General features: G+C 43.0%; 12 protein-coding genes. All 12 read right to left on the bottom strand.

What is annotated here, in order from left to right:
• Window positions 1–95 precede the first annotated feature (95 nt).
• Window positions 96–1,046, bottom strand: coding sequence for a bifunctional riboflavin kinase/FAD synthetase (gene ribF, locus MY9_RS09135; RefSeq protein ID WP_014663999.1), 951 nt, complete (start codon window positions 1,044–1,046; stop codon window positions 96–98).
• An 18-nt stretch (window positions 1,047–1,064) separates the two neighbouring features.
• Window positions 1,065–1,994, bottom strand: coding sequence for a tRNA pseudouridine(55) synthase TruB (gene truB, locus MY9_RS09130; RefSeq protein WP_014663998.1), 930 nt, complete (start codon window positions 1,992–1,994; stop codon window positions 1,065–1,067).
• Between the two features lie 82 nt (window positions 1,995–2,076).
• On the bottom strand, window positions 2,077–2,430 hold the full coding sequence (rbfA, locus tag MY9_RS09125; protein ID WP_009967251.1) for a 30S ribosome-binding factor RbfA: 354 nt from the start codon (window positions 2,428–2,430) through the stop codon (window positions 2,077–2,079).
• Window positions 2,431–2,446: 16 nt separating this feature from the next.
• Window positions 2,447–2,725, bottom strand: a complete 279-nt coding sequence (locus tag MY9_RS09120) for a DUF503 domain-containing protein (protein ID WP_003220950.1) — start codon at window positions 2,723–2,725, stop codon at window positions 2,447–2,449.
• Window positions 2,722–4,869, bottom strand: coding sequence for a translation initiation factor IF-2 (infB, locus tag MY9_RS09115; protein WP_014663997.1), 2,148 nt, complete (start codon window positions 4,867–4,869; stop codon window positions 2,722–2,724). Before infB ends, MY9_RS09120 begins: the two co-directional genes overlap by 4 nt.
• Window positions 4,870–4,888: 19 nt before the next feature.
• Entirely contained in the window at window positions 4,889–5,191 is a 303-nt protein-coding gene (locus MY9_RS09110) for a YlxQ family RNA-binding protein (protein WP_003220946.1), read from the bottom strand.
• A 1-nt stretch (window position 5,192) separates the two neighbouring features.
• Window positions 5,193–5,468 carry a glucose-induced regulator RulR gene (gene rulR, locus MY9_RS09105; protein WP_014663996.1) on the bottom strand — a complete coding sequence of 92 codons (276 nt, stop codon included), beginning with the start codon at window positions 5,466–5,468 and terminating at the stop codon, window positions 5,193–5,195.
• Between the two features lie 13 nt (window positions 5,469–5,481).
• Window positions 5,482–6,597, bottom strand: a complete 1,116-nt coding sequence (nusA, locus tag MY9_RS09100) for a transcription termination factor NusA (RefSeq protein ID WP_014663995.1) — start codon at window positions 6,595–6,597, stop codon at window positions 5,482–5,484.
• 34 nt (window positions 6,598–6,631) lie between these two features.
• On the bottom strand, window positions 6,632–7,102 hold the full coding sequence (gene rimP / locus MY9_RS09095; RefSeq protein WP_014663994.1) for a ribosome maturation factor RimP: 471 nt from the start codon (window positions 7,100–7,102) through the stop codon (window positions 6,632–6,634).
• 329 nt (window positions 7,103–7,431) lie between these two features.
• A complete protein-coding gene (locus tag MY9_RS09090; RefSeq protein WP_014663993.1) occupies window positions 7,432–11,745 on the bottom strand; it encodes a PolC-type DNA polymerase III in 4,314 nt (1,437 codons plus the stop codon).
• 109 nt (window positions 11,746–11,854) lie between these two features.
• The gene (proS, locus tag MY9_RS09085; protein ID WP_014663992.1) at window positions 11,855–13,549 is read right to left on the bottom strand and encodes a proline--tRNA ligase; all 1,695 of its coding nucleotides are present in this window, start codon (window positions 13,547–13,549) and stop codon (window positions 11,855–11,857) included.
• Between the two features lie 32 nt (window positions 13,550–13,581).
• Window positions 13,582–14,850 carry an RIP metalloprotease RseP gene (gene rseP, locus MY9_RS09080; protein WP_014663991.1) on the bottom strand — a complete coding sequence of 423 codons (1,269 nt, stop codon included), beginning with the start codon at window positions 14,848–14,850 and terminating at the stop codon, window positions 13,582–13,584.
• Between the last annotated feature and the right edge of the window lie 4 nt (window positions 14,851–14,854).

Below are 14,854 nucleotides of genomic sequence, written 5' to 3'. Positions count from 1 at the left end.
TTGCCAAGCAATGGTTTTAAGACTACGAAAACTATCATACTAAAAATCGTGCCTATATGCAAATATTTTAGAATAAAATTTGCGTGCGTTGCAAGTTATTTCCGCAAATTGTTGAAATAACGGATGGCTTCCTGCTTATCTTTCTCAATTTGCTCTGTTAATTCTTTGATGCCATTGAATTTTCGCTCGCTCCGAATTCGTTTGTACCATTCGATTTTTATAGCGGCTCCATATACCTCTTGATCGAAATCAAACAGATTGACCTCAATGGAAGGCTGTTCAGGGCGCTTTTCATAAAACGTCGGCTTATAGCCGATATTGCAAACGCCATTGTAGACTTCGCCGTTCACTTCCGCTTTTACGGCATATACACCCGTTGGCGGAACGATATAGCTGTTATTTAAACCGACATTTGCTGTCGGAAACCCGATGGTCCGCCCTCTTTTATCACCATGAATCACAATTCCTTTTATAAAATAAGGCTGTCCAAGCAAGACATTCGCCAATTCAACATCTCCGTTTTGAAGCGCGGTACGGATATACGAAGAACTGATTTTTTTATCCTGCTCCGTTAATTTTTCTACCATGGTGCACTCAGCTTTTCCGTCTAATTCAGCCGGCATGGTCTCCATTGTACCCTTGCCGTATTTGCCGTACGTAAAGTCAAAGCCTGCCACTGCGTGCTGCACATTAAGGCCGATGATATACTGGTCTATAAACTGCTTGGGAGAAAGAGAAGCAAACACTTCGTTAAATTTAACGACATACAGAATTTCTGTACCTAATTGTTCAATTTGGTCTATTTTATCTTCAAGAGGCGTAATTAGATCCTTTGGCTCCTTATCCCTGCCCAAAACGTGAGAAGGATGAGGATGAAAGGTCATCACAGCCAATGTCAGGCCTTTTTCTTCGGCTATTTGCTTCGCTGTGCCGATTACCTTCTGATGTCCAAGATGAACGCCGTCAAAATAACCTAACGCCATCACTGATTTTGCCTGCTCCTCTTTCATTAAATGATGAGGATGTGTAATATGTATCGTCTTCACAGAACGGTCACCTTTTTTCTATTGTTCGCTTTTTTGCATCAATACTTTTGCCGGCTTTAACAGCCCTTTTTTCGCAGGATGGGGGAGATAGATTGCCAAACAGCTTCCGGATTCAGTAAAGACGGCAATTCGGTCTTCACTTGTCATTTCAGAAAACTGCTCGGGCGTCTCAAGCAAAGCCCCATTTTCTACTTTCTTAGCTAATGTATCACTTATGATCCATTTCGGCAAATGATTGAGCGCACGTTCAATAGGGACTATATGCTCTTCCACGGTTCCGGATTGGACCTGTGCCTCCAGTTCGTCAAAAGTAAAGCATTCGTCGAGAGAAAAATCTCCGGATGCCTTACGGATTAAATGAGACATATGAGCCGGATATCCGAGCTTTTCACCGATCATGACCGCCAGCGTCCTTACATAGGTCCCTTTGGAGCATGTTACTGTAAACCGGAAGCTTGCGGTTTCTCCATTATGTTTAATTTCTGTTGTCAGGGCAATGTCTTCAATGGTAATCATACGTTTCGGACGTTCTACTTCAATCCCCGCTCTTGCGTATTCGTATAATTTTTTGCCGTTTACTTTTACAGCGGAATACATGGGCGGAATTTGTTCTTGTTTACCCTTTAAACTGTTTAAAACCTTTTCTGCATCGGCTTTATCAATATCGTGATTGACAGGCTTTGTTTCCACCGTTTCTCCGGTTTGATCCTCTGTTGTCGTTGAAAAGCCAAGCGTTATTTCCGCATCATATGTTTTAGATTTTTCAGTTAAGTATTCGACTATTTTGGTCGCTCTTCCCACACAAATCGGAAGCACGCCTGACACTTCTGGATCGAGCGTTCCCGTATGTCCTACTTTTTTTGTTTTCAACAGTTTTCGGATCTTCATGACACAGTCGTGCGATGTCATGCCAACAGGTTTATGTAAAAGGAGAACTCCGTTAACCATTTGCCTTTCACTCCTTCTTTTTTAGCTTTTTTCTTAAAAACGAAGAAAGAGGACAGACGATATACGCCTATCCTCTCATTTTTTATTCAGATGGTTTCTCTGAATGTAATTCGTGAATCAATGTTTCGATTCGATTTCCGTAATCGATTGATTCATCGAACTCAAATTCAATTTCAGGCGTTTTACGAAGCCTGATGCGGCTGCCGATTTCGGATCGGATAAATCCTTTCGCTTTTGCCAGCCCTTTCAGTGCTTCTTCCCGTTTTTTCTCGTCACCGAGAACCGAGATATACACCTTTGCAATTTGCAAATCACCTGATACACGTACATCCGTTACTGTCAGAAAACCAATTCTCGGGTCTTTCAGCTTGCGGCTGATAATATCACCGAGTTCTTTTTTCATTTGCTCGCCGACACGGTTTGCTCTCATACTCAATTCAATCACCTCTAAGTTAAAACCACTCTGTCCTAGTGATCGTCCGTTCAATTTCAGGAAAAGAATCGATAAACGCTAGGACGCGCTGCAGTTCTTTTTCTGTTTGAACGCGAGAGGAAGAAACAGCGGCGATTCCGAAGCTGGTTCTTTGCCAGGTGTCCTGATAGCCAATCTCCGAAATCGAAACATTGAACTTGTTTTGAACCCTGGTTAAAATCCGCTTCAGAACGGCGCGCTTTTCTTTTAGCGATCCTGCATCATAAATGATGCATTCACACTCCGCAAATCCGATCACGTTCTTTCAATTTCTTGCATGACAAACGCTTCAAGGATGTCACCTTCACGAATGTCATTGTATTTCTTAATTGTAATACCACATTCATAGCCTTGTGAAACTTCTTTCACATCGTCTTTAAAGCGCTTCAGAACATCTACTTCGCCTTCGAAGATGACGACGCCGTCACGAATTAAACGGAGGCCGCTGTCGCGAGTAATGGTTCCTTCAGTAACATATCCGCCAGCAATTGTACCAATTTTAGATACTTTGAATGTTTGGCGCACTTCTACTTGACCAATCACTTTTTCTTCATATTCAGGATCAAGCATACCTTTCATGGCAGCTTCAATCTCGTCGATTACTTTGTAAATGATACGGTGAAGTCGAATATCTACATTTTCAGCTTCAGCCGTACTCTTAGCATTTCCGTCCGGTCTCACATTAAACCCGATAACAATTGCATTGGAAGCAGATGCCAAGATAATGTCAGATTCAGTAATCGCACCAACGCCTGTATGGATGATTTTCACTTTAACGCCTTCTACTTCAATTTTTTGAAGTGCAGCCGTTAAAGCTTCTGCAGATCCTTGAACGTCGGCTTTTACGATGAGATTGATGTCTTTTACATCACCTTGTTTAATTTGCTCGAATAAGTCATCAAGACTGAGCTTCGCTTTATCGCTGCGCTGCTCTTCAAGCTGTTTCGAAGCACGGGCTTCACCGACAGAACGAGCTGTTTTTTCATCCTTAAATACAAGGAATTGGTCTCCCGCTTGAGGGACATCATTCAAACCGGTAATTTCAACCGGAGTAGACGGACCGGCAGTTTTTACACGGCGGCCAATGTCGTTGACCATCGCACGGACACGGCCAAATGTATTGCCGACTACGATCGGATCACCGACATGCAGTGTTCCAGTCTGCACGAGCAATGTCGCGACTGACCCTCTGCCTTTATCGAGTTCAGCTTCAATAACCGTTCCTTTTGCCTGACGGTTCGGGTTCGCTTTCAATTCCTCTACCTCACTGACAAGCAAGATCATTTCAATGAGCTCATCAATGCCTTTTCCAGTTAAAGCGGAAAGCGGCACAAAAATGGTCTCTCCGCCCCAAGCTTCAGGGACAAGTCCGTATTCCGTCAGTTCTTGCATCACACGGTCAGGGTTTGCGGATTCTTTATCAATTTTATTCACAGCAACGATGATTGGAACCTCTGCTGCTTTAGCATGGTTAATCGCTTCTACTGTTTGCGGCATTACACCGTCATCGGCAGCTACGACGAGAATCGTAATATCCGTTACTTCTGCACCGCGTGCACGCATCGTTGTAAATGCGGCGTGGCCCGGTGTATCCAAGAACGTGATTTTCTTGCCGTTCTCTTCAATTTGATAAGCGCCGATATGCTGAGTGATTCCGCCAGCTTCTCCTTCAACAACCTTTGTTTTACGGATGCTGTCAAGAAGCGTCGTTTTCCCATGGTCAACGTGGCCCATGATTGTTACAACAGGTGGACGAATTTCAAGATCCTCTTCTTTATCAGGCTCTTCGTATTTTTCCAGCTCTGTTTCTTCAAGCACAATGACCTCTTCTGTTTCAACACCATATTCTGATGCAATGAGTTCGATTGTGTCTTTATCAAGCTCTTGGTTAATAGTTGCCATTACGCCAAGAAGCATCAGCTTTTTAATGATTTCTGAAGGCTCTTTGCCAAGCTCTTCAGCAAGTGCGCCAACTGTTAAAGTGCCAGAGAATGTAATTTTCTCAGGAAGCTCTTTTTTCGGTTTTACAGGCTTTTGCTGATGTTGGTTTTTATTGTTGTGGTTGCGTTTATTTTTTTTGTTGTTGTTATTCTTCTTGTTTTTGTTAAATTGATTATTCTGCACGTCATTCTTCTTTCCGTCTCGAATTTTGTTTGGTTGATTTCCAGCTGATTGCTGATTAACCCCTTGTGGCTGTTTGTTTTTGTTCGTTTCTGCTGGCTTTTGAGATTTAGCGGCAGCGCCGCCTTTTTTATATTTGGCATCAAGCTTTTTAATGGCCTTTTCTTCTAGCATGGCCATGTGATTATTCACTTCTAAATCCATGTTTTTCAGTGCGGTCAAAATTTCCTTACTTGAAACATTTAACGCTTTTGCATATTCGTATACTCTCATTTTAGCCATTCGTTCACCCCCAAAAATATTAATCGAGCAAGCTGATCAGCTTATTCGCAAAACCTTGGTCAGTGACGGCGACAACGACACGGGCTTCTTTACCGATAGAGCGTCCAAGAACCGCGCGACTCTCGACTTTTTTATAAGGGACTTTATAATAATTGCACTTGTCGGTTACTTTTTTTGCTGTGTTAGATGATGCATCCTCTGTAAGCAGGACAAGCTTTGCACGCGCATTCCTGATTTCTTTTATCACCAAGTCTTCGCCTGACACGACCTTACGAGCTCGATTGGCCAGACCCAGCAAGGGAAACCATTCCATTCCAGACATTTTATTTTTTCACCTTTTCCGCCAGTTCCAGCAATTCATCGAAAATCTGGTCATCGATTTGTGATTGAAATTGATTTTGCAAAGTGTTTTTCTTTTTTGCTGCTAAGATGCACTCTTTATCCAGCGTTAAATAAGCACCCCGCCCGTTCTTTTTGCCGGTCGGGTCTACTGAGATATCGCCTTCTTTCGACCGTACAACTCGGATCAGTTCCTTTTTAGGCTTCATTTCACCAGTCACTACACATTTGCGTAATGGGATCTTTTTGTGTTTATTCACCTAAAGTCACCTCTTATTCATCCGATTCAGCAGTTTCAGGCTCTGTAAAGAGCGGCTCATCGTCTTCTTCAAGTTCTCTCGGATAGATTCCAAGTTCTCTTGCGTCTGTTTCGCTCTTAATATCAATCTTCCAGCCTGTCAGTTTAGCAGCTAAGCGTGCGTTTTGTCCTCTTTTGCCAATCGCCAAAGACAGCTGGTAATCAGGAACAATAACAGTTGTCGCTTTTTCTTCTTCATTAACGATGACATCAAGCACTTTGGAGGGGCTGAGCGCATTCGCGACAAATTCTACAGGATCACTGGACCAGTTGACAATGTCAATTTTTTCACCTTTTAATTCATTGACGATTGCTTGCACACGCTGGCCTTTAGGGCCTACGCATGAACCGACAGGATCCACATCAGGATCATCTGTGCGGACAGAAATTTTTGAACGGTCACCGGCTTCTCTGGCAACAGATTTTAGCTCGACAGTTCCATCATAAATTTCAGGCACTTCAATTTCAAACAAACGCTTTAACAGGCCTGGATGTGTTCTCGACACGTAGATCTGCGGGCCCTTCGTTGTTTTTTCTACTTTTGTGATAAATACCTTAATGCGGTCATGAGGCTTGTAGCTTTCATTCGGCATTTGCTCATTAACCGGAAGCAAGGCTTCTATTTTGCCTAAAGACACGTAGATAAATTTATTGTCCAGACGCTGGACGATACCTGTCATGATGTCTTCTTCACGGTCGATAAATTCAGAATAAATCACACCGCGCTCAGCTTCGCGCACACGCTGTGTGACGACCTGCTTTGCTGTTTGAGCAGCTATACGCCCGAAATCCTTAGGAGTTACTTCGATTTCGACGACATCGCCGACCATATATTCCGGATGGATGCCCTGCGCTTCTTCGATAGAGATCTCTAATCTCTGGTCGTATACTTCGTCAACGACATCTTTTCTTGCAAATACACGGATGGAGCCAGTTTCACGGTTTAGATCCACCCGTACATTTTGCGCTTGATTAAAATTCCGCTTATAAGCAGAAATTAACGCAGCTTCGATTGCTTCAATGATAATTTCTTTACTGATGCCTTTTTCTTTTTCAAGAATCGTGAGAGCATCTAATAATTCACTGCTCATTTAACGGTCTCCCCCCTTAAAACATTTGTATTCATTAGAATGTAACAGCTAATCTTGCATTAGCTATCTTTTCATACGGAATATTGACCCGTTTCTTTCTTGTTTTGATCGTGATCTCAACTGTCACTGTTTGTCCATCAAATTCAGCCAGTTCACCTTCAAACACTTTTACGCCTTCAATAGGCTCGTACGTCTTAATGTATACATTTTTTCCAAGTGATTTTTCGAAATCGGCTTTTTTCTTTAGCGGACGCTCAGCTCCTGGAGATGAGACTTCAAGAAAGTAATTTTGGCTAATTGGGTCTGCCTCATCAAGCTTTTCGCTTAAAGCTTCGCTTACTTTGGCACATTCCTCAATATCCACACCGTCATCGGAATCAATAAACACGCGAAGGAACCAGCTTTGGCCCTCTTTGACAAATTCAATGTCAACGAGTTCCAGCTGAAGGCTGTCTACGATTGGCTGAGCCATTTCTTGAACGGTGTCAGTCACTTTTTTGCTCATGTTCTTCCTCCTTGTGCTGTCGATCTCATATTCGTCTCGTCACTCTGCATAAAAACCCTGCTTCAAAAGAGCAGGGGCTAAAAAGTAAACGATGAACATGTCGAGACAAAATTCTCTTGTTCAATACAAAAGAGCGGGTTTCCCCACTCTTTGCCTCGGTAATCGTTAGCATTTCCAATAAAACTATACCATAACCATATTTTTATTGCAAATGGATATACGCTTACCTTCATACCTAAGCAAGTGACAGAAACTCTAATAATACGATGACACTTTTTGCGCATATGTATGCATAGAAGCAGAATTTCCGAGAAATTCTGCTTTCCATGTTAAAACAGTGACAATTGGTTTTGATCAGGCAGTGATTCCAGACAGCCGTGGCGATCTAAATACTCTAAAATCGTTTTTGATACTTTCCCTCTCTTTTGCAAATCTTCTTTTGAGAGGAATTCGCCTTCTTCGCGAGCTTTTACAATGTTCAAAGCAGCGTTCGTTCCTAATCCAGGGATAGAGTTAAACGGCGGGATAAGACTGTTGCCGTCAATAATAAACTCTGTAGCGCTGGAGCGATATAAATCGACTTTTTGGAATGAATAGCCTCTCTCACACATTTCAAGCGCTAATTCTAAAACAGTCAGAAGGTTCTTTTCCTTCGGTGAAGCATCAAGTCCTTTAGCGTTTATATCCTCCATAACCGCTCTGATTGCTGTAGAACCCTTGATCATTGTATCGATATCAAAGTCGTCCGCACGAACGGTAAAATAAGCCGCATAATACAAAAGAGCATGATGTACTTTAAAGTAAGCAATGCGGACTGCCATTAATACATATGCCGCGGCGTGGGCTTTCGGGAACATGTATTTAATCTTTTTACAAGAATCAATATACCAGTCTGGGACATTGTTATTTTTCATTTCTTCTTCCCATTCAGGCGTTAATCCTTTTCCTTTACGCACAAATTCCATGATTTTAAAGGCAAGGGACGGCTCAAGGCCTTGATAGATTAAATACACCATGATGTCATCACGGCAGCCGATAACCTCACTCAGCTCACAAATATTATTGTGGATGAGCTCCTGCGCATTGCCAAGCCATACATCAGTTCCGTGAGACAAGCCTGAAATCTGAACGAGCTCTGAAAAAGTTGTCGGCTTAGTATCTTCAAGCATCTGCCGGACAAATCGGGTTCCGAATTCAGGAATTCCAAGCGTGCCCGTTTTACAGCCGATCTGTTCTTCCGTCACACCGAGTGATTCGGTTCCCTGGAAGATCTTCATCACTTCAGGATCATCCGTCGGAATTGTTTTTGGATCTATTCCGCTTAAGTCTTGAAGCATCCGAATGACAGTCGGATCATCGTGTCCGAGAATATCCAGTTTTAACAGGTTGTCATGGATGGAGTGGAAATCAAAATGAGTCGTTTTCCACTCTGAACCTGTGGCATCTGCCGGGAACTGAATCGGTGAAAAATCATAAATATCCATATAATCCGGAACTACGATAATACCGCCGGGGTGCTGTCCAGTTGTACGTTTTACACCTGTGCATCCCTGTACGAGCCTATCTATTTCGGCACCGCGCATATGAAGATCATTGTCTCCGGCATAGCCTTTTACATAACCGTAGGCCGTTTTTTCTGCCACCGTGCCTATTGTACCCGCACGATATACATTGTCTTCTCCGAACAGCACTTTTGTGTAATTGTGTGCCTGCGGCTGATATTCTCCCGAGAAGTTCAAATCGATATCAGGTACTTTGTCCCCTTTAAATCCTAAGAACGTTTCAAATGGAATATCATGGCCGTCTTTTTTCAAAGGTGTTCCGCAATGAGGACATGTTTTGTCAGGCAGGTCAAAACCAGAACCGACAGAACCGTCATTAAAGAACTCAGAATGCTGGCACTCAGGACAAACATAGTGCGGCGGCAGCGGGTTTACCTCGGTAATCTCAGTAAGTGTCGCAACTAATGAAGATCCTACGGAACCACGGGAACCAACGAGATACCCGTCATCTAGTGAACGTTTTACAAGTTTGTGAGAGATCAAGTAAATAACAGCAAAGCCGTGGCCAATGATACTCTTTAATTCTTTTTCAATCCGTGCTTCGACAATTTCAGGCAGCTCTTCCCCGTAAATGCTTCTTGCACGCTGATAGCTCATTTCTCTGATCTCTTCATCTGCGCCTTCGATTTTCGGCGTATATAAATCATCTTTAATCGGCTTGATGTCATCAACTAAAGAAGCAACCTTTTGGGTATTGGCGACTACGATTTCCTTCGCTTTTTCTTCGCCTAAGAAAGAAAAAGCTTCAAGCATTTCGTCTGTCGTTCTGAAATGCACTTTTGGCAGCTCGTGCCTGTTCAGCGGATTTGCCCCGCCTTGTGAGGATATTAAAATCTTTCTGTAGATTTTATCCTCATCATTCAAGTAATGAACATTTCCCGTAGCAACAACCGGTTTATTAAGCTTTTCCCCCAGTTTGGTGATATTCGCGATGATTTCTTTCAGCGCTTTTTCATCACGGACCAGTTCAAGCTCCAGTAAGTGACGATACACTTCAGGCGGCTGAACCTCAAGGTAATCATAGAATGACGCGATATCTTCCACCTCTTCAGGCGATTTTTGCATCATTCCCTCAAAAACCTCTCCCCTGTCACAGGCAGAACCGATCAGCAGCCCTTCCCTGTATTTCTCAAGCTGAGATCTCGGAATACGCGGCACTCTGTAAAAATAATGAATATGAGAAAGTGACACAAGCTTAAATAAATTTTTGAGTCCCGTGCTGTTCACGGCAAGTAATGTTGCATGATACGGTCTTGATCTTTGATAAGCATTGGACTGACCCATATTTTCATTCAGCTCATCATGGTACTGAATGCCTTTTTCAGCTGCGTCTTTCAGCATTTTCAGAAGCAAATAAGCGGTTGCCTCAGTATCATAGATCGCACGGTGATGCTGTGTGAGTTCGATATCAAACTTTTTACAAAGTGTGTTCAACCGGTGGTTCTTAAATTCCGGATAGAGAAAACGGCCAAGTTCAAGGGTATCAATGACCGGGTTTTTAGCTTTATCGACTTCAAGAAGCTTTTTGTAGGCTACATTTAAGAACCCCATATCAAAGCTAGCATTATGAGCGACAAGGATATCATCGCCAATCCATTCCCTAAAATCTCTTATGACATCTACGACATCCGGAGCGTCGCGCAGCATATCATCGGTGATCCCTGTCAGCTCTATAATTGTGGCGGAAAGCGGACGATGCGGGTTCGCAAACGCCTCAAATTTATCAATAATTTCTCCGCCTTTTACTTTTACTGCAGCCAGCTCAATAATGGTATCGTATACAGCAGACAATCCTGTCGTCTCAACGTCAAAAACAACATATGTTTCTTCCTCGAGCAGACGATGTGCGGCATTATAAGCAATTGGCACGCCATCATCCACGAGATTCGCTTCCATCCCATAAATCATTTTAATTCCATGCTTTTTGGCCGCAGAATACGCATCAGGGAAGGATTGAACGACAGCATGGTCGGTCAAAGCGATGGCCTCATGCCCCCATTTTTTCGCTTGTTCGACAAGCTTTCCGATACCCGTAACAGCATCCATTTGGCTCATTGGGGAATGAAGATGCAATTCCACTCTTTTTTCTCCTTCAGGTGCTGAATCTTCACGGGTTTTTGCTTTTATTTCGTTTACGTCATTTGCGATCATGACAAGATCTCTGACAAATGTATCATTTTGAATGCTTCCGCGTGCTTTTACCCACATTCCTTTTTTCAGAGACTTCATCAGTGCCGCATCTTCTTTTTCACGTGCAAACATCTTGATTAAAATACTATTTGTATAGTCTGTAATTTTAAAGATGCACAGCGTGCGCCCGCTCTTCAGCTCGCGCGTCTCCACATCAAACACATAACCTTGGACCGTAATTCTCCGTTCCTCGTCCATGATGCTGTCAAGCGTCCGGATTTCCTCGTTATCTTTAATCTGATAACCGATGACTAGAGGACCAGATGGAGCTTGGTCTTCATCACTTTCTTTATCTTTCTTCTCCATTTCAATCAAGGCCTGCATAGCCCGCTCTTGGTCTTCTGCAAGCTTTTGCTCCCGAAACTTTTGAACTTCCTGCTCGGATACAAATATTTCAGCATCAAGCTGAAGATCCGGAAAGCCAAATTGACGGTAGCCTGCTTGAATCATGGAACTGTATTTGTTCTTTAGCGCAGCCGCTTCTGTATCCGTTTTGGTTTTGACAATCAGTTTATTGCCCTTCAGCTTCGGTTTTTGCTGGTTTAAAAGACTGATAATCGGCGGCGAAATGCCCTGCAGTTCTTCAATGCAGCGTGACCAGTAGTCTTGAACAATACTTTCACTGACCTCGTTATCCTGAACTTCAATTGAAGATGTCACTTTTGCTATGTGGGCAAACGATTGCGTCAGCCTCGTTGTTAATGTGTCATATATTTGAAAAGGCAGCAAAGATTTAAATTGAAAATGAAAATGCCAAGACTTAGAAGCTTTGTGTATTGTCAGCTTTTTAATCTCGCCATCTTCAAAGTATGTCATGAAGGTATCATCTGTCATATTAATCTGCTGCAGAAGAATTTGAAACTGCCTTCTGTTTACTGATAACTGTTCCATTAAGACAGTATCCCTCCCTAAAAACATCATAAGTGAAGGTACCTCAGGCAATGAGGTACCTTCTATTATTTCTATTTTAACATGTTTTTTTGATAAATCGTTATGGTGATTACTGCTTGCTGATAAATGCGGATAATTCGTCTACTGAAATCTCAGTTGACTCACCTGTTTGGCGGATTTTCACTTCGACAATGCCTTCGTCAGCCCGTTTTCCGACAGTGATGCGGATTGGAAGACCGATAAGATCTGAATCAGCGAATTTTACGCCGGCACGCTCAGCACGGTCGTCATAGAGCACTTCATAGCCTTCAGCTTTTAAATCGGCATACAGCTTTTCAGCAAGCTCTCTTTGCCCATCGTTTTTCATGTTCAAAGCAAGAATATGAAGATCGTACGGTGCAACGCTTTTTGGCCATATTAAGCCTTTTTCATCATGATGCTGTTCAGCAATAGCAGAAAGCGTTCTTGACACACCGATTCCGTAACAGCCCATCAGCATTGGCTGCGCGCGTCCATTTTCATCTAAATATGTCGCATTCATCGCTTCTGAATAGCGTGTTCCGAGCTTAAAGACTTGTCCGACCTCGATCCCTTCAGCAAAACGGATCGTTCCTTTGCCGTCTGGTGAAGGATCACCTTCTTTAATAAAACGAAGATCTGCAAACTCTTTAATTTGGGCGTCACGGTTCACATTGACATTTTGATAATGATGATCTCCTTCATTTGCTCCGGCAACCGCATTGACCATTGCCTTCACAGCTTGATCGGCATACACTTCCACATCCTGATGAATACCGATAGGGCCAACAAACCCTGGTTCTGTTCCGAGCTGCTGAATGACCTCTTCATGTGTGGCAAGCTCTACAACCTCTGCATGAAGCAAATTTTTCACTTTAATATCGTTCACTTCATGGTCCCCTCTAACAAGCACTAGGACAAAACGGTCATCGGCTTTAAACAATACTGACTTAATACATGCTTCAGCAGAAACCTGTAGGAACGCAGTCAGTTCTTCAATTGTTTTCACGTTAGGCGTATGAACCTTCTCTAGAGCTTTTGGTTCTTCATTTGAAGGGACTTCCTGGTAAAGAACTTCAGCCATTTCGATATTAGCCGCGTACTGTGATTCATCAGAATACGCAATCGTATCCTCTCCGATCGCAGAAAGCGCCATAAATTCGTGCGTATCCTTTCCTCCCATTGCGCCTGAATCAGCAATAACAGGTCTTACATTAATGCCGCAGCGGGCAAAAATATTTGAATAAGCCTCATACATTTTTTGATACGTTTCATCCAGGCTCTCTGCAGATGCATGGAATGAGTACGCATCCTTCATAATAAATTCGCGGCCTCTTAACAAACCGAAGCGAGGACGTTTTTCATCTCTGAACTTAGACTGAATTTGATACAGAGTCAGAGGGAGACGCTTATAAGATTTAACCTCATCGCGAACAAGCGAAGTGATAACTTCTTCATGCGTTGCCCCTAAAGCAAATTCACGGCCATGACGGTCTTTTAGTCTCATCAGTTCGGGACCATACGTATACCATCTGCCTGATTCCTGCCATGTCTCAGCCTGCTGCAATGCGGGCATGAGCATTTCTACGGCATCAATTTTCTCCATTTCTTCTCGAACAATCTGCTGAATGTTTTGAATCACCTTATACGCAAGAGGCATATAGCTGTATACCCCGCTCGTATTCTGTCTGATAAATCCTGCTCTCAGAAGAAGCTGATGACTTTTTGCTTCGGCATCAGCTGGAACTTCACGGAGCGTAGGGATAAGCGTCAAGCTTTGTCTCATTTCTTCGCACCTCTGATTGATTTACTTTTCGTTTACAAAAACAGCCGCTGGATATCGTTCCATGTGACGACCAGCATAAGAAGCATTAAGAAGGCTACTCCGATAAACACAACAAATGCTTCTTTTTCCCTGTTAATCGGTTTGCCCCGAATCGCTTCAATAAATAGAAATAACAGTCTTCCCCCGTCAAGTGCCGGAATCGGAAGCAAGTTGACAATCCCAAGGTTAATGCTTAAAAACGCAGCAAACTGAAATAAGTTCACTATCCCTGTTTTCGCCACTTGGTCTGTCATATCATATATGCCGACAGGACCTGACAGCATATCAAGTTTAAATTGGCCTGTTACTAATTTGCTCAGATTGGTTAAAATGGCTTTGGTGACATCAACGGTTGATGTCGCGCCATAAGCCACCGCTGAAAGAACGCCTTTTTCAGTCGGCGCATAGGAGCCGAAACGTCCGATTGTTTTTTTATTCTCATCTTTAACAGCTTCCGGAGTCACTGAAATATGAAGCGTTTTGTTATCTCTTTTTACTGCAACGTCCATTTCTTTTTCCGGGTTTTCTTTTACAGCGGAGACAATGTCAGTCCAAGACCTCATTTTTTCTCCGTTGATGCTTTGGATGTAATCCCCTTCTTTTAGCCCTGCTTCGGCCGCCCGTCCATTGTCTGTCAGCTGTCCGAGCATAGGCTCATTTGACGGTACACCTTGAATCAGCCCAAGCATCACTAAAATGACGTAAGCTAAAATAAAGTTCATAATCGGTCCTGCAGCAATGGCTTTGATCCGCTTCCACACAGGTTTGGAACCAAATTGGCGATTATACGGCGCAATCTGCACTTCTTCTCCGTCTACAATGAAAAAGGATGTTTCGCTGACCGTAAAGCTGGAAAGTTCGTCCTCTTTCCCTTGTTCATAACCGGTAATCTTCATGTCATGCTCTAAATCCGCTGTTTCCACTTCAATGACTAAAGCATCCGGATATTTTTCCTTTTGATTGATGATGACTTTCTCAACTTGATCTTCTTTATTAAACAGAAGCCCAACCGTGTAACCGGGTTTCACCTCAATCATTTCCGGATCTTCGCCGGCCATACGAACAAATCCGCCGACCGGAAGCAGCCTGATCGTATAAACTGTTTCATTTTTTTTGAAAGAAAAAATCTTTGGACCGAAGCCGATCGCAAATTCACGGCAGAGAATTCCCGCTCTTTGGGCTAGCAATAAATGGCCCAGTTCATGGAAGAAAACGAGCGTTCCGAAAATAATGATAAACGCTATAACTGTATTCACGAACATACCA

Origin of the sequence: Bacillus sp. JS (assembly GCF_000259365.1) — a bacterium.
GTDB lineage: Bacteria > Bacillota > Bacilli > Bacillales > Bacillaceae > Bacillus > Bacillus stercoris.
This window is presented reverse-complemented; position numbering and strand designations above follow the sequence as displayed.

Excerpts from the sequence above, each read along its gene's own strand:
- truB (WP_014663998.1), bottom strand. The coding sequence starts at position 1,994 with ATGGTTAACGGAGTTCTCCTTTTACATAAACCTGTTGGCATGACATCG.
- nusA (WP_014663995.1), bottom strand. The coding sequence starts at position 6,597 with ATGAGCAGTGAATTATTAGATGCTCTCACGATTCTTGAAAAAGAAAAA.
- rseP (WP_014663991.1), bottom strand. The coding sequence starts at position 14,850 with ATGTTCGTGAATACAGTTATAGCGTTTATCATTATTTTCGGAACGCTC.
- MY9_RS09090 (WP_014663993.1), bottom strand. The coding sequence starts at position 11,745 with ATGGAACAGTTATCAGTAAACAGAAGGCAGTTTCAAATTCTTCTGCAG.
- rimP (WP_014663994.1), bottom strand. The coding sequence starts at position 7,102 with ATGAGCAAAAAAGTGACTGACACCGTTCAAGAAATGGCTCAGCCAATC.
- proS (WP_014663992.1), bottom strand. The coding sequence starts at position 13,549 with ATGAGACAAAGCTTGACGCTTATCCCTACGCTCCGTGAAGTTCCAGCT.
- MY9_RS09110 (WP_003220946.1), bottom strand. The coding sequence starts at position 5,191 with ATGTCTGGAATGGAATGGTTTCCCTTGCTGGGTCTGGCCAATCGAGCT.
- infB (WP_014663997.1), bottom strand. The coding sequence starts at position 4,869 with ATGGCTAAAATGAGAGTATACGAATATGCAAAAGCGTTAAATGTTTCA.